General features: G+C 64.7%; 21 protein-coding genes. 10 read left to right on the top strand and 11 right to left on the bottom strand.

Annotated elements, in window-relative coordinates; all coding sequences use genetic code 11:
* Positions 1–2: 2 nt before the first annotated feature.
* The 4 genes from ACTIFF_RS03695 to ACTIFF_RS03710 form a co-directional block, all read right to left on the bottom strand.
* A complete protein-coding gene (locus ACTIFF_RS03695; RefSeq protein ID WP_439535606.1) occupies positions 3–1,616 on the bottom strand; it encodes an XrtA system polysaccharide chain length determinant in 1,614 nt (537 codons plus the stop codon).
* Positions 1,617–1,656: 40 nt separating this feature from the next.
* A complete protein-coding gene (locus ACTIFF_RS03700; protein ID WP_439535607.1) occupies positions 1,657–2,283 on the bottom strand; it encodes an XrtA/PEP-CTERM system exopolysaccharide export protein in 627 nt (208 codons plus the stop codon).
* A gap of 85 nt (positions 2,284–2,368) precedes the next feature.
* Positions 2,369–3,580, bottom strand: a complete 1,212-nt coding sequence (locus ACTIFF_RS03705) for an ABC transporter permease (protein WP_439535608.1) — start codon at positions 3,578–3,580, stop codon at positions 2,369–2,371.
* A gap of 6 nt (positions 3,581–3,586) precedes the next feature.
* The gene (locus ACTIFF_RS03710) at positions 3,587–4,816 is read right to left on the bottom strand and encodes an ABC transporter permease (RefSeq protein ID WP_439535609.1); all 1,230 of its coding nucleotides are present in this window, start codon (positions 4,814–4,816) and stop codon (positions 3,587–3,589) included.
* A 118-nt stretch (positions 4,817–4,934) separates the two neighbouring features.
* Between ACTIFF_RS03710 and ACTIFF_RS03715 the strand changes: the two genes are divergently transcribed.
* From ACTIFF_RS03715 to ACTIFF_RS03725, 3 genes are all read left to right on the top strand, one after another.
* Positions 4,935–5,810, top strand: a complete 876-nt coding sequence (locus ACTIFF_RS03715; RefSeq protein WP_439535610.1) for a ThiF family adenylyltransferase — start codon at positions 4,935–4,937, stop codon at positions 5,808–5,810.
* Between the two features lie 26 nt (positions 5,811–5,836).
* Positions 5,837–6,904 (top strand): nitroreductase family protein, encoded by a 1,068-nt coding sequence (locus ACTIFF_RS03720; protein ID WP_439535611.1) that lies wholly within the window; start codon positions 5,837–5,839, stop codon positions 6,902–6,904.
* Positions 6,905–7,112: 208 nt separating this feature from the next.
* Positions 7,113–8,144 carry a PEP-CTERM sorting domain-containing protein gene (locus tag ACTIFF_RS03725; protein ID WP_439535612.1) on the top strand — a complete coding sequence of 344 codons (1,032 nt, stop codon included), beginning with the start codon at positions 7,113–7,115 and terminating at the stop codon, positions 8,142–8,144.
* A gap of 120 nt (positions 8,145–8,264) precedes the next feature.
* Here the strand turns inward: ACTIFF_RS03725 and ACTIFF_RS03730 are convergent, their stop codons facing one another.
* From ACTIFF_RS03730 to ACTIFF_RS03745, 4 genes are read right to left on the bottom strand one after another with little or no spacing between them, the layout of a single operon-like run.
* Entirely contained in the window at positions 8,265–9,470 is a 1,206-nt protein-coding gene (locus ACTIFF_RS03730) for a nucleotide disphospho-sugar-binding domain-containing protein (RefSeq protein ID WP_439535613.1), read from the bottom strand.
* Positions 9,470–10,603: an NAD-dependent epimerase/dehydratase family protein gene (locus tag ACTIFF_RS03735; protein WP_439535614.1), complete on the bottom strand. Its 1,134-nt coding sequence runs from the start codon at positions 10,601–10,603 to the stop codon at positions 9,470–9,472. Before ACTIFF_RS03735 ends, ACTIFF_RS03730 begins: the two co-directional genes overlap by 1 nt.
* Positions 10,604–10,622: 19 nt before the next feature.
* The gene (locus ACTIFF_RS03740; RefSeq protein WP_439535615.1) at positions 10,623–11,999 is read right to left on the bottom strand and encodes a DUF1302 family protein; all 1,377 of its coding nucleotides are present in this window, start codon (positions 11,997–11,999) and stop codon (positions 10,623–10,625) included.
* Between the two features lie 23 nt (positions 12,000–12,022).
* Positions 12,023–12,772, bottom strand: a complete 750-nt coding sequence (locus ACTIFF_RS03745) for an ABC transporter ATP-binding protein (RefSeq protein ID WP_439535616.1) — start codon at positions 12,770–12,772, stop codon at positions 12,023–12,025.
* 54 nt (positions 12,773–12,826) lie between these two features.
* Between ACTIFF_RS03745 and ACTIFF_RS03750 the strand changes: the two genes are divergently transcribed.
* Both ACTIFF_RS03750 and ACTIFF_RS03755 read left to right on the top strand, forming a co-directional pair.
* Positions 12,827–13,648: an outer membrane lipoprotein-sorting protein gene (locus tag ACTIFF_RS03750; protein ID WP_439535617.1), complete on the top strand. Its 822-nt coding sequence runs from the start codon at positions 12,827–12,829 to the stop codon at positions 13,646–13,648.
* Positions 13,649–13,709: 61 nt separating this feature from the next.
* Complete coding sequence (locus tag ACTIFF_RS03755; protein WP_439535618.1) at positions 13,710–14,459, top strand: PEP-CTERM/exosortase system-associated acyltransferase; 750 nt, start codon at positions 13,710–13,712, stop codon at positions 14,457–14,459.
* Between the two features lie 30 nt (positions 14,460–14,489).
* On the opposite strand, the gene ACTIFF_RS03760 is transcribed toward ACTIFF_RS03755, so the two are convergent.
* A complete protein-coding gene (locus tag ACTIFF_RS03760; RefSeq protein WP_439535619.1) occupies positions 14,490–15,101 on the bottom strand; it encodes a YceI family protein in 612 nt (203 codons plus the stop codon).
* Between the two features lie 37 nt (positions 15,102–15,138).
* Positions 15,139–15,876 carry a CDP-alcohol phosphatidyltransferase family protein gene (locus ACTIFF_RS03765; RefSeq protein WP_439535620.1) on the bottom strand — a complete coding sequence of 246 codons (738 nt, stop codon included), beginning with the start codon at positions 15,874–15,876 and terminating at the stop codon, positions 15,139–15,141.
* Positions 15,877–16,021: 145 nt separating this feature from the next.
* On the opposite strand from ACTIFF_RS03765, the gene ACTIFF_RS03770 reads away from it, so the two are divergent.
* From ACTIFF_RS03770 to ACTIFF_RS03790, 5 genes are read left to right on the top strand one after another with little or no spacing between them, the layout of a single operon-like run.
* Positions 16,022–17,035, top strand: coding sequence for a zinc-dependent alcohol dehydrogenase (locus tag ACTIFF_RS03770; RefSeq protein WP_439535621.1), 1,014 nt, complete (start codon positions 16,022–16,024; stop codon positions 17,033–17,035).
* 35 nt (positions 17,036–17,070) lie between these two features.
* Positions 17,071–17,469: a 6-pyruvoyl trahydropterin synthase family protein gene (locus ACTIFF_RS03775; RefSeq protein ID WP_257092761.1), complete on the top strand. Its 399-nt coding sequence runs from the start codon at positions 17,071–17,073 to the stop codon at positions 17,467–17,469.
* Entirely contained in the window at positions 17,466–18,527 is a 1,062-nt protein-coding gene (locus ACTIFF_RS03780) for a glycosyltransferase family 4 protein (protein WP_439535622.1), read from the top strand. The genes ACTIFF_RS03775 and ACTIFF_RS03780 overlap by 4 nt, the downstream gene beginning before the upstream one ends.
* Positions 18,524–19,441, top strand: coding sequence for a hypothetical protein (locus tag ACTIFF_RS03785; RefSeq protein WP_439535623.1), 918 nt, complete (start codon positions 18,524–18,526; stop codon positions 19,439–19,441). The genes ACTIFF_RS03780 and ACTIFF_RS03785 overlap by 4 nt, the downstream gene beginning before the upstream one ends.
* Positions 19,438–20,397 (top strand): lysylphosphatidylglycerol synthase transmembrane domain-containing protein, encoded by a 960-nt coding sequence (locus ACTIFF_RS03790; protein ID WP_439535624.1) that lies wholly within the window; start codon positions 19,438–19,440, stop codon positions 20,395–20,397. Before ACTIFF_RS03785 ends, ACTIFF_RS03790 begins: the two co-directional genes overlap by 4 nt.
* Here the strand turns inward: ACTIFF_RS03790 and ACTIFF_RS03795 are convergent.
* Positions 20,337–21,194, bottom strand: a complete 858-nt coding sequence (locus tag ACTIFF_RS03795) for a RibD family protein (protein ID WP_439535625.1) — start codon at positions 21,192–21,194, stop codon at positions 20,337–20,339. The genes ACTIFF_RS03790 and ACTIFF_RS03795 overlap by 61 nt on opposite strands.
* Positions 21,195–21,204 lie beyond the last annotated feature (10 nt).

Below are 21,204 nucleotides of genomic sequence, written 5' to 3' on the forward strand. Positions count from 1 at the left end.
CCTCAGGCGCCGCGCACGGCAAGTGCGACAAAGGCGAGCAGCGCAACATAGGACGCCACAAGCGACCCGACCCCGCCAAGGAATGTGAATTGGCGCCGGCGTTCGACGCGCTTGAAATCGTCTGAAAGCAGCATCGAAACGGATCCGAGCACCGGCACCCCTGTCGCCTCAGCCAGGTCCCGACCGTCGTGAAACACCGGACGAAGCTGCGAAAGCAGAAAACAGATCGCGATTGCCACTGCAAAAGCGCCACCGAGGACCGCCGGCAACAGCACCAGCCGGTTGGGCCAGACCGCATTGGGCGTTACCCGCGGCGGCTCGATCAGACGAAACTCGGCAACACCCGAGGCGTCCATTTCTTCTGAAATCGATGCCGACTCCCGACGCGAAACCAGTTGGTTGTAGTTGTCCTTCTGGATGTCGTAATCGCGATTCAGCTGGGCGAACTCCGCTTCGAGCTCCGGCACGAGGCGCGCCGAATCCTTCATCTTCCCGACGCGCGAGGAGTATTCGGCCACGCGTGCCGTCAGCGACGCGACCTGCGCTTCCGATTCTGCGAGCGCCACCTTCAGTTGCTGATACACCGGGTTGTTCGACATGCTGGCCAGCGGATTGACGGCCGGCTGCGCGCCGCTGCTCTTCGCCTTCTTCGCCTGTTCGGCCAGCGCGGTATTGAACTGTTCAACCTTCTCGGCGCGCTCCGCTTCGGCTTTCGAAATACGGGAACGCAAGGTTGCAACATCCGGATGCGCGTCGGTATAGCGCTGAAGCAGCGCCTCGACATCGTTCTTCATCGACGCGATCCGCTGATCGAGATCGGATGTATTCGGACCCGGCGTACCCGGCTCGCCGGAAGACTGTCCGGTTGCGCCGAAATCAAAGGCGAGCGTCGGCTCTTCACCGACGATCTGCCGGCGCAGCGCATCGCGCGAGTTGGTTGCTTCGCTCAACGCGAGCTGCGCTTCCTTCAGCTGGCCCTGCGCCGCACTGAGGGAACCGAAATAGTCGTTGCCGCCGGGGCGGTCGAGGTTCTTGAGGCGGAACTCCTTCACCCGGTTTTCTGCTTCAAGCAGCTTGGCTTCGTAGGACTTGATCTGTTCCTCGATGAACTTGCGTGCGGTATCGGCATCCTGCCGCTTGCCGCCAAGCCCGGATTCCACGAACAGGGTGACCAGCGACTGCACGACCTTCTGCGCCTTCTCCGGCCGCTGGTTCGAGTAGGTGACGTTGTAGAGGTTGTCGCGCCCGGAACTGCTCAGCTTCAGGTCCTTGATCAGCGTGTCGATCAGTTCGTCGCGCTCTTTCTTCGTCTTGACGTCGATGTCCATATCCGACATGCGGATCAGCTTTTCAACGTTCGGCCGCGTGATGAGCGTACGGCTGAGCATGTTGATCTGCTGATCGATGTTCGGCTGGATGGCGAGTCCGGACATCAGCGGTCGCAGCAGCGATTGCGTGTCGACATAGATCTTGGCCGACGCCTCGTATTTGTCGGGCAGTTTCATGACGACCACCGCGCCGACCAGTCCGATCACCCAGGCCACGATCAACCCCGCCCAGCGATACGACCACATCGATCGCAGATAGCTGAGCACCATGCGCAGAAGCTCATCCAACTCGGGCTACCTCGCGAATTTGAATATCAATGGTCACCGCTCAGAACCAGCTCTGCGGAATGATCAGGATGTCGCCCGGCTTGACGTCCACATTCGCACTGACATCACCGCGGCGGATCAGGTCTTTCAGGCGCACGTTGTATTGCTTGTCGCCTTCGGACGTACGGAGGATGGTCGCCGCATTGCCATCGGCAAAGTCGGTGATGCCGCCCACCGCAATCATCACGTCGAGCAAGGTCATCTTCTGCTTGTAGGCCAGCGCCTGCGGTTTGGCCGCTTCGCCGATCACGCGGATCTGTTCGCTGTACGGACCGATGCCGCCGGCCACGATGACGCTGACGATGGGATCACGGATGTACTTGGACAGTACCTGCTCGATCTCGCGCGCCAGTGTCGTGGGATCACGACCGGCCGCCGGCAGGTCCTCGAACAGCGTACCGGTGATCTTGCCGTCCGGCCGGATGGTGACCGTCGACGAGATTTCCGGATTGCGCCACACGACGATACTCACCGAGTCGCCGGGGCCCAGAATGTAGTTGTAACCGTCACTGTAGGCCTGCGTCGGAGCCGCCGGGTAGGGTGACGAAGTGCACGCCACGAGCGCCAGCGGTGCAAGGAGCAAGGCGCATTTGCGCAGGGCGGACATCAGAAAGATCGAACGAAACATTGCATCCTCCAGAAGGACAGCGGCGAGACAAGCCGCGAATCATAGCCAATGCGCCCGACAGCGCGCTCTATTCCGTCACGCCTCATCAGATGTTGTAGCGCAGCGCATCGACAATCGGTGTGCGTGATACGCGGTGAGCCGGCAAAAGCGCGGCCACCAGCGTGGCGATCAAACCGACCCCGAATGCCAGAAAAACAGTGTCGGGCAGCACCCTGACGGTCGCGGTGTAAGCGACATTGGAATTCGGCGGCGGCGGCATCGGGATACCGACTTCGCTGATCGCCAGCGCCGCGAGCGTGCCCAGCACAACCCCCACCACGGCACCGAAGAGGCCCAGTATCGCGTTCTCCACCATGACCAGACGGAACACATAACCTCTCGTGTTGCCCAGCGCCATGAGCGTGCCGAATTCTCCCACACGCTCGAAAACACTCATATTCACCGTGTTGAACACGCTGAGAAGCACCATGATCAGCACAATCCACTGCAGCACGCCGAACTGCGTGCGGTAAAGCTCGACCGTCTTGGCGTAGAAATCCGACAGTTCCACCCAATCCCGGATATCGAACCCCAGAGACTGCAGGCGCGGAATCAGGAGATCCTTCACCAGCGCGGTGTCGGCCGTGCGATGCAGCAGCAGCACGATCGAGTTGGCGCCATCGCGCGCCAGCAACTCCCGCGCTGCTGCGATGGGGATTCTTACGGCACGGGTATCGAAATCTTTCGAAAAGCTTTGAAAAACGCCCACCACGTTGAGTTCGGTCGTGTTCAGCGCGCCGTCCGCAGTATTCATGATCAAGGTGACCGTGTCGCCGGGCGCAAGCGCGAGCGCCTTTGCCACCCCGTCCCCGATCAGGACGCCCGATGCGTCCTCATCCTTGAGCTGCCGCCCCGCCGTGATCCGGACAAACGTACCGAGGTGATTTTCCTTGTCCGGCTCCACGCCCTCGCCCACGATGGCCCAGTCAGCCTTGCCGTTGTTGAGCAGGCCGGCAAAGCGGATGCGTTGAAGCACCGTGTCCGCTTCCGGCATCTTGGCCGCAAAGCGCGCGATCTGGTCGGCGTCTTCAATGACGTACTTTTCCGGCGAGCGGGAGCCCTTCTCGTAAAAGCCCTGCTTGAACACCTGCACATGACCGAGCTGGCTGTGGATCGTCGCCTCACCGAGCTGGGTCAGCACATCCGCCACGAAACCGCCGGTCAGGATCAGACCCGATACGCCGAACACGATGGCCGCCAGCGTCATCGCGGTGCGCGATTTCTGACGGAGGATGTTGCGCAGGGCGAGTTTGAACATGGCGGGTCAGCGGCTCTGTCGCAAGGCGTCAACAATGTTCATGCGCGATGCGCGCCAGGCGGGGTACAGGCTGGATACGAAGCTGCTGGCCACCGCCACCAGCATGGCCTGCGCCACGATACCGAAGGTCAGCATGATCTTGCCGTCAAATCCCTCCTCCATGCCCGGCGGCGGCGGCAGCGGAATGCCCACTGCGGATATCCCCACCGCCAGCAGGCAGCCCAGCACCACACCCAATCCGCCGCCCACGACACCGAGCATCAGCCCCTCTGACACAAATATGCGCAGGATGCGACTGCGCGTCAGGCCCAGCGCCATGCAGGTGCCGATTTCGCTGACCCGCTCCATGACACTCATCGACAGCGTATTCGAAATGCTGAGCACGATGATCATCAGGATGATCAGCCGTACCACATTGATCTGACTGGAGAAGAGGTCGCGCGTCTTGTTGTAGAAGTCGGCGAGCTGATACCACGGCACGAGTTCGAGCTTGTCTGCAGGGAGCACCTTGCGCAACTCCTCGATCTTGCTGTCCGTGGCATCGGTGCGCTCAAGCAGCACCAGCCACTGCTGTGCGCCGGTCACCTTGACCAGCTGCTGGGCCAGCGCGATCGGCATGCGCAGCGCCGAATCGTCGTATTCCTTGCTGACCGAATTGAACAGACCGACGATGGGGGCCTCGATGGCATTGATGCTGCCGCCGGCTGTCGTGGTCAGCAGCACGATGGTGTCGCCGACCTGGGCATCGAGATTGATCGCCAGGCCACGCCCCATGATCATTTCGTTCGCACCGTCTGCGGCGAGGTTACGACCGCGACTGATCCGGATCGAACTGGACAGCACGGCTTCGGCTTCCGGCGAGACGCCCTGCCCGAGGAAGGCAAAGGTGTTTTCGCCCTTGCTCGCCAGACCGTTGAAACTGAGTCGAGGCGCGATCACCTTCACGCCACTGCTGGATTGCACCGCCGCACGCGCCGCCTCCTCGCCTTCGATCATGAAGCCGAACGGATCCGAGGTGCCGCGCTCCACATACCCCGGCCTGACCACCTGGATGTGGCCAAGCTGTGACTTGATCGTCGATTCGCGCATTCCGTCCATCAACCACTCGATGAATCCGGCCGAAAGGATCATGGCAACGACCCCGAAGCTCACCGCTCCGATCGCAATCATCGTGCGCCGCCCCTGTCGCAGCACGCTGCGCATGGCCAGTCGCAGATCAAGCAGCCAAAACTTCATGCGGATTCGAAGGGTAAGATGCTAAGGTATTGCCAGCATAACAGTTTTTGACTTTTCAGAAGCCGCAAGCCTTCAGGGCAGGCAAGGGTTCGGGCAAGCGCCGACAGGCAGGACGATGATGAATCATTCCGCATTTGACTATAACGAAGCATTCAGCCGGAATCTGGGGTGGTTTACCGACGCCGAGCAGCAGAAGCTGCGCGCCAGCACAGTCGCCATCGCCGGATTGGGCGGGGTCGGTGGCATCCACCTGCTGACCCTTGCGCGACTCGGCGTCGGCCGGTTCCACATCGCGGACTTCGATACCTTCGACGTCGCCAACTTCAACCGGCAGGTGGGCGCCACGATGAGCACGCTGGGCCAGCGCAAGCTCGATGTGCTGGCGGCCCAGGCGCGGGACATCAACCCTGAAGTCGAGCTGAAGCTGTTTCCGCAGGGCGTTTCGGCCGAATCTCCCGACGACTTCCTGCGCGGCGCGGATATATATATAGACGGACTCGATTTTTTCGCCTTTGCGGCGCGCCGTGCGACCTTCGCAGCCTGCCATCGCCTGCGCATCCCCGCCGTCACCGCGGCGCCGCTCGGCATGGGCTCGGCCCTGCTGGTCTTTCTGCCCGACCGGATGAGTTTCGAGGAGTACTTCCGGCTGGAGGGGTGCGACGAGACCGAACAGGCGTTGCGCTTCCTGGTCGGTCTCGCGCCGGCAGGCCTGCACCGCCCTTATCTGGTCGAGCCTTCCCGTATCGATCTGGCGGCGCGGCGTGGCCCATCGACCATGATCGCGTGCAATCTCTGCGCCGGTTTCGCCGCCGCGGAGGGCATCAAGCTGCTGCTCGGCCGGGGCGAAGTCCGACCGGCGCCCTGGGGCCTGCAGTACGACGCCTTCCGCAACAAGCTGGTGCGTACCTGGCGGCCGGGCGGCAACAACCACCCGCTGCAGCGGCTGATCATGGCCATCGGTCGTCGTCAGCTCGCACGCAAACCTTCGCTCTGACTCCTCACCCAACGCGAGGCCCTTCCATGCGCGTCATTGAACAGATCCTCGACCTCGCCCGCTGGGCGCCCAGCGGCGACAACACGCAGCCCTGGCGCTTCGAAATCCTGGCCGACGACCACGTGCTGATTCACGGCTTCGACACGCGACACGACTGTGTATACGACCTCGAAGGGCACGCCAGCCAGCTTGCGCACGGCGCACTGCTTGAAACGCTGCGCATCGCCGCCACCCGGCATGGCCTGAGCGCTGCGTGGACGCGTCGGGCCGGTACGCCGGACACTCACCTTCTGTACGACGTACGACTGCAACCGGACCCGACGCTGACCGAAGACCCGCTCCTGGCCTATGTAGAGCGACGCAGCGTGCAGCGACGCCCGATGCCTGGTGCGCCGCTGACGAGTGCCGAGCGCGCCGCCCTTGAAACCGCCGCACATCCGTTCAAGGTGCGCTGGTTCGAATCAACATCGGAACGATGGTCGATCGCCCGTCTGAATTTCGCCAACGCGAAAATCCGCCTGACGATCCGCGAAGCGTACGAGGTTCACAAGCGGGTGATCGAGTGGGGCGCGCAGTTCAGCGAGGACCGCATTCCCGAAGCGGCGGTCGGTGTGGATCCGATGACGGCAAAAATGATGAAGTGGGTCATGCACAGCTGGTCGCGTGTCGAGTTTTTTAACGCGTGGCTCGCCGGTACGCTTGCGCCTCGCGTCCAGCTTGATCTCATCCCCGGCATCGCATGCTCGGCACACGCCTTCCTGGTCGCACCAGCGGCGATGGCAACCATCGAGCAGCGGGTGGCCGCCGGCGCCGCGGTCCAGCGCTTCTGGCTGACCTGCGAACGGCTCGGCCTGCAGCACCAGCCGGAAATGACACCATTGATATTCAGTCACTACACGCGCAGCGGGCTGCGCTTCACGACCTCCGACAGCGCACTGACCAGCGCCCGCGCGTTGAGCGATTCGCTTGAAACCATGCTCGGCCAGACGGATCTGGAACGCGCTGTCTGGCTGTGCCGGGTGGGCCGTTCCCGCAGCGCACCGGGTCGCTCATTGCGCATGACCTTGCAGCGTCTTCGAGCGCGTGCCGAGTGAGTGGGCTTCAACGTCGCGGAAGCAGGGACAAGAGACCTGTCGAAATACTTTACAAATCTGAAGCAGGGCCTGACTGAACCGCCACCGACGCCCCTGGGAAGAAAATAAAATTCATATAATTCATTAGCTTAATTCGAATCAAAAAAACTGGCCCGGGGATTGCTTAGATGTACTCGTGGTTCAAGTCACCTACCAGTCGGAGTCCAAAATGATCAAATTTTCAAAACTCGCAATCGCAGCAGCACTTGCCGGTGGTTTCGCAGCGTCGGCATACGCTGAGCCCGTTTCCATCACCACGCCGAATGGTGTCGTCAGCGGCATCACCGCTTTCGACTGGGCACCGTCGCCGGTGCTGGCCCAGGGTGGTAACCAGGCCTTCGTTGATCTCGCCAACGGTGTCAACAATGGTGACCTGGGTCTCAATGGCGATTCGGGCAACAAGTTCACGGTGTATTCGCAAGGTCGCCTGTCCGCGTTCCTCGGCGGCGTGGGCGCAGTAGGCAATCTGTACAACGGTTCGGGCGCCACCGCCAACCGCTACGAAATCACGTTCGAACTGGCCTACCAGGAAGTCGTGACGACGGCAGTGTCTGTCACGGGTGCCAACATCGCCGTGTTCGACTTTGCCGCTTCGCAGGATGCCAACCGCAATTACTTCAACGTCTACGTGAAGGATCTGGACCTCGCCGCAGCAGCCAACTACGCAGCGGGTACCGGCTTCAACACCGGCACGCTGGTGTTCTCCGGCGCAATCGCCCCGGGTGCAGCAGGTTCGGTTTCGAACTTCTCGGCCAGCACGACGACGCTCGGTACCTTGGGCAGTGACGGCGATGCCAGCAACGGCACGTCGGCCCTTTCAGGCGCACAGACTGTCGTTGGCGCAGGCTCGACGCCGGAATTCGATCTGCTGACCGTCGTGCCGATCACCTTCGACCCGACGTTCTGGAACTCGCAGCTGACGGAATTCCTGGTCACCAACATCAGCCAGGCGCTTCCTTTCACGTCAGTTGATCCGTCGGTCCTGATCGCTGGCCAGGTGCCGAACATCGGTCCAGTCAATGGTGGCACGTTCGACACCAACGGCGCACTGCCGGGTGGTCTGGTTGCTGTGGGTCCGGACATTCTGTTCCAGACCGACTTCAACGGCCCGGTGCAAGGTATCCCGGAACCGGCTACGCTGGCTCTGACCGGTCTGGCCCTGGGTGCACTGAGCTTCGCTCGCCGTCGCAAGGCAGCCTAAGCTTCGGTCACACAGGCAGACATGAAAAACGGGAGCGAAAGCTCCCGTTTTTTTTCGTCCTGAATTTTCTTTCCGATTCAATGCACACCTGCGATGACCGCCCGTTTGAAGGCGTGCGCTTCAGGCCTTGAAGATCGTCTCGATCAGATCATTCAGTCGTGCGCCAGCGACGAAACCGGAAAAATCGGCGCGCACACGGCCGGCTGCGATCTTGAAATCCGGATCCCGGACCATGCGCTCAATCGCGACCTGCAACGCATCCCGTTTCACCGTTCCCGCACGCAGGCAGATGCCGGCACCGGCATCCTGCACCCTCGACATGGTGAGGAACTGATCCATGTTCGAACAGATGCCAATCACCGGTCTGCCCTCCGACAGCGCCTGATAGACAGTCGCGCTGCCGCCGTTGCAGATGACGAAGTCTGCGCGAGCGGCCGCTGAAGCTCCGGGCAGATAATCCGCCACGAAACACGATGCGCTGCTGGCTGCAACATTCGAGCGGCCGGCAGTGGCTGTCATGCACCGCACGCCTTGCTGTTCGAGCACTTCGAACAACATCGGCAGGAGGTCGACGCGTCCGGTCGACCCCAAGGTCAGGTAAGCCAGCGGCCCGTCCGGAATACTGTCCCACCAATCGGGCAGCGGCGTGTCCGGTGACCAGACGATGGGGCCGATGAAGTGATGATTCGACGGGCAGTCGGCGCTGACCGGTACCAGAGTGGGTGTATCGGCGTACAACGTGAAATCGCCATCGGTGTAGGCGTAGCGCACATCCGGAAAGGTCGACAAGCCGTGCTTGCGCCGCAGTGCATTCAGCGGTCTGGCATGCAGGCGGAACGCGATGGGCTGCGCCATCTGGAAGATGGGCGTCGCAAGGGCCGGGCCGAGCAGGCGGGTGAGCGTGATGTCGGGCAGCGGAAAGCGCCGATGCACCGACCACGGACTCCAGTGCGCATTGCACAGCGCCATGTACGGGATGCCCGCCACCCGCGCCGACACGCTGAGCGACAGGCGGAAATCACCCACCACGACGTCCGGCTTCTCACGCCGGAGCAGTTCGACATCCTGTTCGACGTATCGCGCAAGTTCGGCCTGGGTGTACAACGGTGCGCCTTCGGCGAGACGTTCAAGGAAAAGCGCGGGAGCAATGCTGTCGAGACCGATACGCGCCAGATCCGTACCGCGCAGGCACAGGTCGAACGCCCCGGCCGAAGCAATACTGACATCGCACGAGGGCGCGAGCGCCTGCGCGAGCACGACAGGGCGTGCGACATGCGCAAGCGAAACCGCCTCCGCCACGAACAGCACGCGGCGGCGCGCAGCCATCAGGCGCCTCCGGCGCGGCCGAACAAACCGAAACGGGTCAGCTCGGACACCGTCTGTTGATAACGGTCCTCGGACGCCTGCGTACGCGCCCAGGCCTCGAACTCGGCCATGCCCGCGTCGAGCGTGCAGGCCGGGACATAGCCGAGTTGCGCGCGCGAGGTACTCAGATCGGCAACGCAGCCGAAGATGTCACCCACGCGGAACTCGCCCTTGTCTTCCATCGACACCGGCTTTCCGGCGGCGCGGGCGAGTGCATTGGCGATGTCGGCAATCGTGCTGGACACACCGGCGCCCACGTTGAAGACTGCGCCGGGCGCCACATCCTGCGTGAGCGACAGCAGGTTGGCGGCGACCACATCCGACACGTGCACGAAGTCGCGCACCGGCAGGCCACCCTCATAAACCGAAATCGGCTGCCCCGCGCAGATGCGCGAGTAGAAGATCGACACCACACCGGTGTAGGGGTTGCGCAACGACTGGCGCGAGCCGAACACATTGAAGTAACGCAGGATGGTGGCCGGGATACCGAATGTCGACGCGGCGTAGCGGACATAGTCTTCCTGCTGCTTCTTGGTGATCGCATAGACCGAAAACGGCTCTGAAAGCTTGTTTTCGGGCGTCGGTATCACGTCGAGGGCAGCCCCGCACACCGGACAGGGCATGGCGAATCTGCCCGCCTGCAGACGCTCCCGGGCGCGGGCGCCGGGAAACTGCAGACCGTGTTCGGCGCACCGATAGGCGCCCTCGCCGTAGATGGCCCGCGACGACGACAGCAGGAACCGCTTGAGCGTATGCCCGCCCTTGACGATGCCCTCGATCAGGGTCGTCGTGCCGAGACAATTCACGCGCACATAGTGCGCCATGTCATACATGCTCTGCCCGACGCCGGTCAGCGACGCGAAGTGGAAGACGGCATCCACGCCGTCCAGCGCACGCGCGACATCGGCGGCGTCGCACACGTCCCCGACCATCAATTCGACTTCAGGCGCAAGGTAGACCGGACGTTGCCGGCCTTCGCCATGTATCTGCGGATCGAGGATGTCGAGCGCACGCACGCTGTGGCCGCGCGCCAGAAGCGCATCGGCAGTATGCGAGCCGATGAAACCCGCGCCACCCGTAATCAGTACTCGCATTGACGACCCCGCTTTCGGCTCAGAATGAGTAGCGCATTTCGCCGTAGTAGCGATCCGATTCGCCGTAACGACCGAAGAAACCATTCGAGTTGCCGCCGAAAAGGTCGGCGCCGAACATGGCACGCAGATTCGACTGCACGCGCCAGATAACCTTCGGCCGGAACATGTAGTCGTTGCGCACCAATGACTGCACCCACAGCACCTCGCCTTCCACGCGTTCGCCGAACTTGTGGTGATACAGCAGCGACATGCCGTTCTCGCGCTTGGATGCCAGCAGCTCCGGTGGGCGATCGTTGTGATAACGCTCAAAGTACTGGACGTTGAAACGCGCTTCGTTCTCGAGCGGGAAGTCGAGGCCGACCGCGTAGTCGACCATGTTCTGCTTGACCAGGCCATCCGCGCCGGGCAACGACGTCGGCGCGCGACGATCCAGCGTCAGCACCCCTTCGGCGCGCAGCAATACCCGGCCGAAGTCCTTGCTCAGCGTGGAACCGTACTGATGTATCCAGTCATGCTCCGGCGTGTACACCGCGGTCGGACCAACGATCTGGCGGGCGAAGGTCGGATTGACGTCCAGGCTGCGGTAATAGAACGCCGAGAGGTCCCAGCCCTTCACCAGCGTGCTGACGCGCAGACCGTAGTTCGAGTTGCTCAGCTTGCGATCGGGTCGCACCTGATCGTTGTAGACGGCTGTCAGCCCGGAGATTTCGGGCTGGACAGGGTAGTAGTCGCCGCCGAAACGCCCGATGTTGTCGACGCTGACGTAGGGTATCCACACGATTTCGGCGTGCACGTTGCCCATGAAGTACTCGGCGCGCGCGGCCCACTGTGGAATGCGAAGCTGGTCGAATTCGGGGTTGAAGAATTCGCGGGTGTCCTTGGCCGACACGACGTCGGCGAAGAAAAGTCCGACCATTTCGCCCCACACGATGTGCTGGCGTCCGAGTCGAAGTTCCATGTTGCCCAGCGGCACATCGACGAACACTTCGCGCCACTGGAACTCGCTGCGCTTGTCGTCGCGCACATTCGCGTTGTAGAAGTCGTCTTCCCAGCCATAGGCGAAGTCGTAATCGACGCGCCCGAAGGCCTTCCACTTGATGCCCTGCCCGAAGCTGCCGCTGCGCCCCAGTTCGTTGCGCCAGCGCGCCTTCGACCAGTGGCTGTCACCGGCCACAGTGCGGGCCAGTTCGAACTGCGTGAATCCCTTCCAGCCGGAGGTCGCGGGTGCCGATGCTTCGCCCAGATCCGGCAATGAACCACCTGCGTCCGACTTCGCAGGTGTGTCGGACGCCGGTGCGTCGAGGAAAAGATCGTCCAGCGGATCGGCCGCGTGCGCAGGGGGAAATGCGACAAGCAACGCGATGAGCAACGATGGAATGACCGCATTCCGCTTCATCGGGGGCATGACTCGGGACATCATCACGCCGCCTTGTCGGCAGCCGGCTTCGGCGGCTTCACATAGGACCACTCACCCGGCGATTTCTGTACGCCCAGTGCGGTCAGTTCGCCATCCTCGATGCGGACCAGGCGGTCGGCCATCGACATGACGCGTTTGTCGTGTGTGGAAAAGATGAAGGTCGTCTTCAAGGTACGATTGATCTCACGCATCAATTCAAGAATGGCATCACCCGTCTTGCGATCGAGGTTGGCGGTCGGTTCGTCCGCCAGTACGATCGTGGGCTGCGCGGCCAGCGCACGGGCGATCGCCACGCGCTGGCGCTGTCCGCCTGACAATTCGTTCGGTCGATTATTCATCTTTTTGCCAAGCCCGACCACATCGAGAAAATAGCGGACGCGCCGGTCACGTTCTTCCTTGCCGACTTCCGGCAACTGAAGCAAGGGATATTCGACGTTCTCGTAGGCCGTGAGTACAGGCAGCAGATTGAAGGTCTGGAATATGAAACCGATCGTGCGCGCACGCAGGCCGGCCAGCTGATCCGGCGTCTGCCCGGACACATCCTGGCCGTTGATCAGTATCTGACCGCTGGTCGGCGTATCGATGCAACCGATCAGATTGAGCAAGGTCGACTTGCCGCTGCCGGAGGGGCCGGCGATGGCGATGAACACGCCGTCCTCAATATCGAGCGTGATACTCTTCAATGCGGTTACCAGTTGGCCGCCCAGCATGTAACTGCGGCTCACGTTCCGGATCTGGACGACGTTATTCATCAATACGCCCGGCAAGAGTTGAGGGCGAAACGCCCGTCACTGGAGACACCACGAATGGCATTGCTTTCCTGCACCCGTCCGGCTGCATGGCCGACACGCTTCCTGCGCCCTGCAGCGGTCCCGAATCACCTGGCATCACTGGCTCGCTGCGTACTCTTGTCGGTCGCATGGGGTTCCGCGCTTCTTGTTGCCCAGCCTGCCTTTGCTCAGGATGCCGCGAGTATAGTGGAAAAGGCCGATACGATCCGCTTCCCGCGCGAGGCCTTCCAGGTCGAAGTCAGCATCACGTCAAACAGCGCGAGCGGCGAAGAATTCCGCAAGTTCAGGATTCTGTCCAAGGGCAGCAGCAACACGATCATCCAGACCATCGAACCGGCGTCCGAGCGCGGGCAGATACTGCTGATGAAGGAGCGCGACCTGTGGGCGTTCCTGCCGACAGTGTCGCAACCGGTACGGCTGTCCCTCGCGCAGCGGCTGACGGGTCAGGTGGCCAACGGTGACCTTGCGCGCGCCAATTTTTCCGGTGACTACACCCCCAGACTGATCGGCGTCGAGAAGATCGACGGCGCCGATCACCATGCACTGGAGCTCACGGCAGTGGACCGCTCGGTGACCTACGCCCGCGTCCTGTACTGGGTCCGTGCAAGCAATGGCGCACCGCACAAGGCGGAATTCTATTCAGTCTCCGGAAAACTGCTGAAAACCTGCGTCTACGACGACTACAAGACCTTGGGTGGAAAATTGCGCCCGACGCGCCTGGTTATGCAGGATGCCCTCAGGGAAGGCGATCAATCTGTGCTTGAATACAGTGCATTGCAGCTGCGCGAACTGCCGGACAAGATATTCACGAAGGAATATCTGAAGAAGGTGGAATGACCCGCGCCCTGCCGTCACGTCGCGGAACGTATCCAGCGTCGTCTTTCGTGGTCAGATCATCATGTTTCTGCTCGAAGTCGGAAACCTAAAAGAGAATTTCGCAAAGTATTTCTCGGTGGAAGCGGCCGTCACCGAAGAACTCAAGCACGAGGTGTTTCGCGTCCGGCACGCGGTGTATTGCGAAGAACTCGGCTACGAAAACACCAATCCGAATCACGAAGAATCCGACAGCTACGATGCGCGCTCACTGCACATCGCGCTGCGTGCGCAGGCACACGGCCGCATTGTGGGCTGTGTCCGGCTGGTCCAGTGCGACCCCGACGCGCCGGACACGCTGTTGCCGTTCGAAAAGCTCTGCACCGACGCCATAGACCGGTCGATCATCGATCCGGCGCAGGTGGATCGACGCGCCATGGTCGAAATCTCGCGCCTGGCGGTGTTGTCCGACTACCGCAAGCGGAAGGGCGACAGCGGCAGCCCGATGGCGATTTCCGAAGAGGACATGGGCACGCGCGATCAGCCGCGTTTCCCGTACATCCCGGTCGGCCTGTACCTGGGCCTGCTCGTGGCGGCGGAACTGCACGGCATCGAACACCTGTTCACGCTCACCGAAGCGCGTCTGGCGCGACACCTGTCTGCGCTCGGTTTTCGCATCCACCTGATCGGCCAGGCGATCGAACACCGCGGCAAACGGGTGCCTTCGGTCATCTATCGCACCGAGCTGATGGCGCACCTGCCGGCCTTCATGCAGCCGCTGTACGACCAGATGAAGCAGGACATGTCGCGCCAGTACGCGTGCGAGCCGGCCTGATCCAGGTCCGCTGTGCCGGCGGCGAGCCGGCTACTGCCTGATCGCCTCCAGCTCGAACGTCAGCGCCACTTCATCGCCGACCAGCCCCTTTTCCACGCCGTAGGTCATGCCCCATTCGCTGCGCCGTATCGTCGTGCGCGCAGAAATGCCCAGCGTGTGCTTCTTGTGGCCGAACGGATAACTGGCCGCCTTGTTCAGCGTCACGTTCAGCGTGACCGGCCGGGTCTGGCCGAGCAGCGTGAGCTTGCCGGCCAGCTTGCCGGCGGTCGGGCTGGTCGTTTCATACCCCGTGGCTTCGAACACGATGTCCGGATGCTGCTTCGCATCCAGAAAATCGTTCTCGCGAATGTGGTTGTCGCGCGCCTTGTGATTGCTGAACACGCTGTCGGCCGACACCACGACGCGGCCCGAACTCAGCTTGCGGGTCTGTTCGTCATAGACGAAGCTGCCCTTGCCTTTCAGGAACAGGCCGAGGATGTCGGCGTAGCCGATGTGGGCGACGCCGAAACCGATCGAAAAATGATCGGGATCGATGTCATAGGTGCGCGGCTCGGCCTGTGCAGCCGTGGCGACTGTGCCGCAGGCCAGCGCGACGAGCAGCGGACGGTACAGGTGCAGCAGCAGCGGATGCATCGTTTTCATGGAATGCCCTCCCGGTTCAGTCGGAAATCCGACGAAGTCATGCGTGTGTCCGCCGGCGGTACAGCCAGCGGATGTCGACGAAGAATGAGGCCGCGAGCGCCAGCAACGCGCTGCCGAGCAGCGCGGCGGTGGTGCGCGCATCGACGGCCGGCAACAGGCACACCAGCAGACAGGCCACCTGCACCACGCACACCGTCTTGCGGCGCAGGCTGTCCGGCAGCGGGCGATCGAGCCAGCGCCAGACCGGCATCGCGGCGACGAAGGCGTAGCGCATCGCGCCGATCGCCAGTACCCAGGGGCCGACCTTGCCGAGCAGTACCGGCGCCAGGCACAGCACTGCGATCAGGAAGGCGTCGAGTTCCATGTCGAAACGCGCGCCGAAATCGCTGGCCGCGTCAAAGCGGCGGGCGACCCAGCCATCGACCCCGTCGAGCAGCAACGCCACGAGCGCCAGCATGGCGAAGGGCGTCGCCTGCGCCGCGAGCACGGCCGGGCTCGCCAGCGCGCCGGCCAGCAAGGCCACCAGCAGCGCGCGGAACAGCGTCACCCGGTTCGCCGCGCCCAGCGGTCGGCGCCTGTCCGGCACGTGACGCAGCAGCAGTGCCGCCATCACCCCGTATACACACAGTGCGGCACCTCCGACCCGCGGCGGCAGATCGAGCGCATGCGTGAGGGTGGCTGCAAGGAGGGCGAGCAACGCCCCCCCCGCCAGCAGATCCACCCACATCGACGGCACCGCGTCGAGCGCTCGCGCATTCCCCAGTCCTGCTGCCAAGCCGATCTCCCTGAACGCTGTGCCGAGGCCTGCATGTCGGTCGCCGTGCAACCTTCCGGTATGGCGGCGCGTCCATCGGCCTGCATACTTCAACTTGCGATTCGATACCCTGAAGCACCGAATCGTTCGCTCACAACGAAAAACCATGCCCACTGACACGTCCATCGACCCCACGTCTGCATTCTGGACCGTCGCGCCCGGCACCGGCGAACTGCGCGCCGAAGCACTGCCGGCGCTGCGCGCCGGTGAGGTGCGCGTGCGCGCGCTGTACAGCGGCATCAGCCGCGGCACCGAAAGCCTCGTGTTCCGCGGCGAAGTGCCGGCAAGCGAGTACCGGCGCATGCGCGCGCCGTTCCAGCAGGGCGACTTCCCGGGGCCGGTGAAGTACGGCTACATCAGCGTCGGCATCGTCGAGGACGGCCTGGGCGAACAGGCTGCCGCGCTGCGCGGCCGCACCGTGTTCTGCCTGCACCCGCATCAGCAGCGTTACGTGGTGCCTGTCGACGCGGTCGTGCCGCTGCCCGACGGCCTGCCGGCCGCGCGCGCGGTACTGGCCGCCAACATGGAAACCGCCATCAACGCGGTGTGGGACGCCGCGCCTTCGGTCGGCGATCGCATCGCGGTGATCGGCGCCGGCGTGGTCGGCACGCTGGTCGCCTGGCTGTGCGCGCGCATCCCGGGCACCCGGGTCGAACTGATCGATATCGACCCGGGCCGCGCCGCGCCGGCCGCGGCGCTCGGCCTCGCCATGCGCGCGCCGGACACGCCCGAGTGCAGCCGGGAGTGCGACCTGGTCATTCACGCCAGCGGCAGTGCCGCCGGTCTGCGCAGTGCGCTGGCGATGGCCGGCTTCGAAGCCACCGTGATCGAAATGAGCTGGTTCGGTCAGCAGGCGGTCGCATTGCCCCTGGGCGAAGCCTTCCACGCAAAGCGCCTCACGCTGCGTTCCAGCCAGGTCGGTCACCTGCCACCTGCGCGGCTGCCGCGCTGGACTTATCGGCGGCGCATGGAACTCGCGCTGTCGCTGCTCGTCGACGACAGGCTCGATGTCCTGATCAGCGGTGAAAGTGATTTCGCCGATCTGCCCGACCTGATGCGCGTGCTGGCCGCGAATGGCGCCGGTGTGCTGTGCCATCGCATCCGCTACGCGGCCGGCTGAGTATTCATTCCTGTTTCCGTTACCAAGGACCTCCCATGTACAGTCTTACCGTCCGCGACCACATCATGATTGCGCACAGCTTCCAGGGCGAAATCTTCGGCCCGGCGCAGCGCATGCACGGCGCCACCTACCTGATCGACGTGTGCTTCCAGCGCGCCGAACTCGACGCCGACGGGCTGGTGATCGACATCGGTCTCGCCAGCACCGTGCTGCATGACGTGCTGGCCGACCTGAACTTCCGCAATCTGGACGAAGAGCCGGCGTTCAGCGGCAAGAACACCACCACCGAATTCATGGCACGCGTGGTATTCGACCGCATCGCCGCCGCCACGCGCGACGGCCGGCTGGGCGACAGCGGTCGCGGGCTGGACCGGCTGAAGGTGACGCTGCACGAATCGCACGTCGCCTGGGCCGGCTACGAAGCGGATCTGTGACGCTGCATTTCATCGTCGCGGGCGACCCGGCTCAACACACCGGGGGCTACCGCTACGACGCACGCATCGTGGCCGCGCTGCGTGCGCGCGGCTGGACGGTCGAGGTGACCGGCCTGCCCGGCCGCTTCCCCGACGCCGACGACACGGCGCGCCGTGCGCTGCAGCGCACACTGGCCGCGCTGGCCGACGGCACTGCCGTGGTGATCGACGGTCTGGCGCTGGGCGGCCTGCCTGAGGTCGCGGCCGCGCACGCGCAGCGGCTGCGGTTGATCGCACTGATCCATCACCCGCTGGCCGACGAAACCGGTCTCGACGCCGAGCGGCACAGCGCCTTTCTGCGCAGCGAATGCGCAGCGCTTTCACACATGGCAGGCCTCATCACCAGCAGCCCGTTCACCGCGCGCCGGCTGGCCAGCTATGGCGTCGGTGACCGGCCGATGGCGGTGGTCGAACCCGGCGTCGATGCCGCGCCGCTGGCCGCCGCCGACCAGCAGCCGCCGCGCCTGCTGTGCGTCGCCACGATCACGCCGCGCAAGGGCCACGATGTGCTGGTGGCGGCGCTGGCATCGGTCGCCGACCTCGACTGGACCTGCGACTGCATCGGCTCGACCGCGCGCACGCCGAGCCATGCAGCGCAGGTGGCCGCGCAGATTGCCGCCGCCGGCCTCGACGCGCGCATCCGCCTGCACGGCGAATGCAGCGACGCCGCACTGGCCGCCGCCTGGCGGGCGGCCGACCTGTTCGTGTTGCCGTCGCATTACGAAGGCTACGGCATGGTGATCACCGAAGCGCTGGCGCATGGGCTGCCGGTGCTCACGACGACCGGCGGCGCGCTGGTCGACACCTTGCCGCCGGGTAGCGGCGTCGCCGTACCTCCGGGTGACGTGCCGGCGCTGGCGGCTGCGCTGCGCCACCTGATCGGCGACGCATCGGCCCGCCACGCGCTGCGCGCAGGCGCACGCGCCCGGCGCGCTGACCTGCCCGACTGGACCGCCGCCGGCGACGCCTTCGCCGCCGCACTGCGGAACCTGCTTGCGGTGGAGGACCACGCCGCATGAGCGCCCCGCCCCGGCGTCCCGACGCACCGCACCCGGACACGGTTTTCGACGCCGGCTGGCTCGCCCTGCGCCGCCCGGCCGACACCGCCGCCCGCGCCGAGCCGCTGAACCGGCTGGCGCACGACTGGCTGAGCGCCCGCGCCGGCCGGCCGCTGCGACTGATCGATCTGGGCAGCGGCAGCGGCGCCAATCCGCACTATCTCGCGCCCCGGCTGCCCGGACCGCAGCACTGGCAGCTGGTCGATCACGACCCGGCGCTGCTCGCGCTGGCGCAGGGCACATGCAGCGCGGTGTGCGACCGCGATGGCCGGCCGGTCGGGGTCGACACCCGGCTGCGTACGCTGCATGGGCTGGCCGAAGACGATTTCGCCGGCAGCGATCTGGTCAGCGCTTCGGCGCTGATCGATCTGGTCGACGAGGGCTGGCTGGTCCGCTTCGCCGACGCCTGCGCCGATGCGGGCTGCGCGGTGCTGATCACGCTCAGCGTCGATGGTCACTGGGTGATCGACGATGGCGAGATGGCCGATCCCGATGACGCCTTCGTGCGCACCGCGTTCAACGCGCACCAGCAAAGACACAAGGGCGCCGGAGCCGGCGATGGTGCGGGCAGGGCGTCAGGCCCGGCGCTCGGCGCGCGCGCTGCGCCGCGGCTGGCCACGCTGCTCGAGGCGCAGGGGTATCGCGTCACGCTGGCAGACAGTCCCTGGTTGCTGCACACCGACGACGCCGGGCAGCGCGCACTCGCCGCCGCGCTGCTCGACGGCTGGCGCGCCGCAGCCGCTGAACAATGCCCGCATGCCGCCGCGCGCATCGAGGCCTGGCACGCGCGCCGGCAACTGGCGCTGGCACGTGATTCGACCCGGATCGAAGTCGGCCATTTCGATCTGTACGCCGAGCCGGGCGTCCGCACATGAACCAGGGACGCGTCCTCTGGCGCTATGCGGTCGGTGCCGCGCTGCTGATCGGGCTCGCTGCCACACTGGATGTCGCGGCGATCGGCACGGCCATCGCCGGTGCATCGCCCGGCTGGCTGATCGCTGCACTGCTGCTGAGCGTGCCGCAGGTGGCGCTTTCGGCGTGGCGCTGGCGCTACACCGCCGCGCGGCTGGGCGCCCCACTCGGCAGGCGGCAGGCGTACGCCGAGTACTACCTGGCCACCTTTCTGAACCAGGTGTTGCCGGGCGGTGTGGCCGGCGATGCGGCGCGTGCCTGGCGACATGCGCGGAACCTGGATGCCGGGCACGCCGCATGGCAGGCCGTCGTGATCGAGCGTGCATCCGGCCAGTGCGTGCTGCTCCTGTGCGCGCTGGCGGCACTGACCGCATCGCTGCCGCTGCAGTCCGCACTGGCACACGCCATCGGCGGTCGACACGGCGGCGGGATCATCGGTGCGCTGCTGGCCGGCGCCCTGGCGGTGGGGGTGGGCGTGGCGGTGCTGCGCCGCCGCCGTGGGCCGCTGTCCGGGCGCATCGCTGCCGTGCTCGGGCGCAGCCTGCTGGGGCGCGACGTGTGGCCGGTGCAGCTCGTGGCGTCGGCGGGCGTCGTGCTGAGCTACATCACCGTATACCTATGCTGTGCGCGCATGATAGGCGTGACGCTGCCGACGGCCGAACTGTGGCCGCTGGTGCCCTGGGTGCTGTTCGCAATGGCGATCCCGCTGTCGGTCGCCGGCTGGGGCGTGCGCGAAGGCGCAGCCGCCGTGATCTGGGTGGCTGCCGGGCTGGACCCGGCGCAGGGCGTGGCGATTTCCGTGACGTACGGTCTGGTGGTGCTGCTGTCCAGCCTGCCCGGCGCGCTGGTGCTGCTGCGTCAGCGCGCCCGCGTCGCGTCCAGCTCCAGATCGAACAGCGTGTCGCTGCCGCAGGCATAGCTGCGACAGCGCGGCCGCAGTGCCTCATCGAGCGTGCCGATTGGCGGCAGGGTCAGACCCGGTCTGCCGGAGCCGATCAGCAAGGGCGCGACCATGACGTGCAGGCGGTCGAGTGCGCCGGCCTGCAGAAAGCGCGACACGGTCACCCCGCCCCCTTCGATCAGCACCCGCTTCAGGCCGCGCGACGCGAGCAGCGCGAGCACTGACTGCGGCGCGAATCCGTCTGCATCCGTGGTCAGCTCGACGCGCTCGACGTGCCCGGCGGCGGACACGACGGCCCACTGCCCGGCTGCGACCACATGCAGCGTCGGCGCATCCGCCTGATCGAACAGCGGTCCGCTGCGCTGCGCACGCCCGCGCGGATCGAGCACCACGCGCACCGGATGCGGCCCGGCGACATGGCGCACCGTCAGTTGCGGCTGATCGGCATCCGCCGTACCGACGCCCACCACGACCGCATCGACCACGGCACGCACTCGGTGCAGGTGACGACGCGCCTCGTCGCCATTTATATAGTGCGAATGACCGCTGTCGGTGGCGATGCGTCCGTCCAGGCTCTGGCCGATCTGCGCGATGGCGAGCGGCGCGCAACGCGCCACCAGCGGCAGAAAGAGGTCGAACAGCGCGGCCGCGGCGGGACCGGCCGCCGGCGTGCTGGCCCATGCGCCGCCCGGCGCCACCTCGAGCGTGACGTGCTCATGACGGAAACTTGTCAGCGCGATTGCGGACCAATCGACGCAACGGGCCTGCAGGACGAGGGCCCACGCTTCATCTTCGGCGACTTCGGTCAGCGACATCCGCAACGCA

It is taken from the genome of Methyloversatilis sp. (genome assembly GCF_051861465.1).
GTDB lineage: Bacteria > Pseudomonadota > Gammaproteobacteria > Burkholderiales > Rhodocyclaceae > Methyloversatilis.

Coding starts and splice junctions, on each gene's coding strand:
- ACTIFF_RS03700 (WP_439535607.1), bottom strand. CDS start 2,283: ATGTTTCGTTCGATCTTTCTGATGTCCGCCCTGCGCAAATGCGCCTTG.
- ACTIFF_RS03705 (WP_439535608.1), bottom strand. CDS start 3,580: ATGTTCAAACTCGCCCTGCGCAACATCCTCCGTCAGAAATCGCGCACC.
- ACTIFF_RS03710 (WP_439535609.1), bottom strand. CDS start 4,816: ATGAAGTTTTGGCTGCTTGATCTGCGACTGGCCATGCGCAGCGTGCTG.
- ACTIFF_RS03715 (WP_439535610.1), top strand. CDS start 4,935: ATGAATCATTCCGCATTTGACTATAACGAAGCATTCAGCCGGAATCTG.
- ACTIFF_RS03720 (WP_439535611.1), top strand. CDS start 5,837: ATGCGCGTCATTGAACAGATCCTCGACCTCGCCCGCTGGGCGCCCAGC.
- ACTIFF_RS03725 (WP_439535612.1), top strand. CDS start 7,113: ATGATCAAATTTTCAAAACTCGCAATCGCAGCAGCACTTGCCGGTGGT.
- ACTIFF_RS03730 (WP_439535613.1), bottom strand. CDS start 9,470: ATGGCTGCGCGCCGCCGCGTGCTGTTCGTGGCGGAGGCGGTTTCGCTT.
- ACTIFF_RS03735 (WP_439535614.1), bottom strand. CDS start 10,603: ATGCGAGTACTGATTACGGGTGGCGCGGGTTTCATCGGCTCGCATACT.
- ACTIFF_RS03740 (WP_439535615.1), bottom strand. CDS start 11,999: ATGAAGCGGAATGCGGTCATTCCATCGTTGCTCATCGCGTTGCTTGTC.
- ACTIFF_RS03745 (WP_439535616.1), bottom strand. CDS start 12,772: ATGAATAACGTCGTCCAGATCCGGAACGTGAGCCGCAGTTACATGCTG.
- ACTIFF_RS03750 (WP_439535617.1), top strand. CDS start 12,827: ATGGCATTGCTTTCCTGCACCCGTCCGGCTGCATGGCCGACACGCTTC.
- ACTIFF_RS03755 (WP_439535618.1), top strand. CDS start 13,710: ATGTTTCTGCTCGAAGTCGGAAACCTAAAAGAGAATTTCGCAAAGTAT.
- ACTIFF_RS03760 (WP_439535619.1), bottom strand. CDS start 15,101: ATGAAAACGATGCATCCGCTGCTGCTGCACCTGTACCGTCCGCTGCTC.
- ACTIFF_RS03770 (WP_439535621.1), top strand. CDS start 16,022: ATGCCCACTGACACGTCCATCGACCCCACGTCTGCATTCTGGACCGTC.
- ACTIFF_RS03775 (WP_257092761.1), top strand. CDS start 17,071: ATGTACAGTCTTACCGTCCGCGACCACATCATGATTGCGCACAGCTTC.
- ACTIFF_RS03785 (WP_439535623.1), top strand. CDS start 18,524: ATGAGCGCCCCGCCCCGGCGTCCCGACGCACCGCACCCGGACACGGTT.
- ACTIFF_RS03790 (WP_439535624.1), top strand. CDS start 19,438: ATGAACCAGGGACGCGTCCTCTGGCGCTATGCGGTCGGTGCCGCGCTG.
- ACTIFF_RS03795 (WP_439535625.1), bottom strand. CDS start 21,194: ATGTCGCTGACCGAAGTCGCCGAAGATGAAGCGTGGGCCCTCGTCCTG.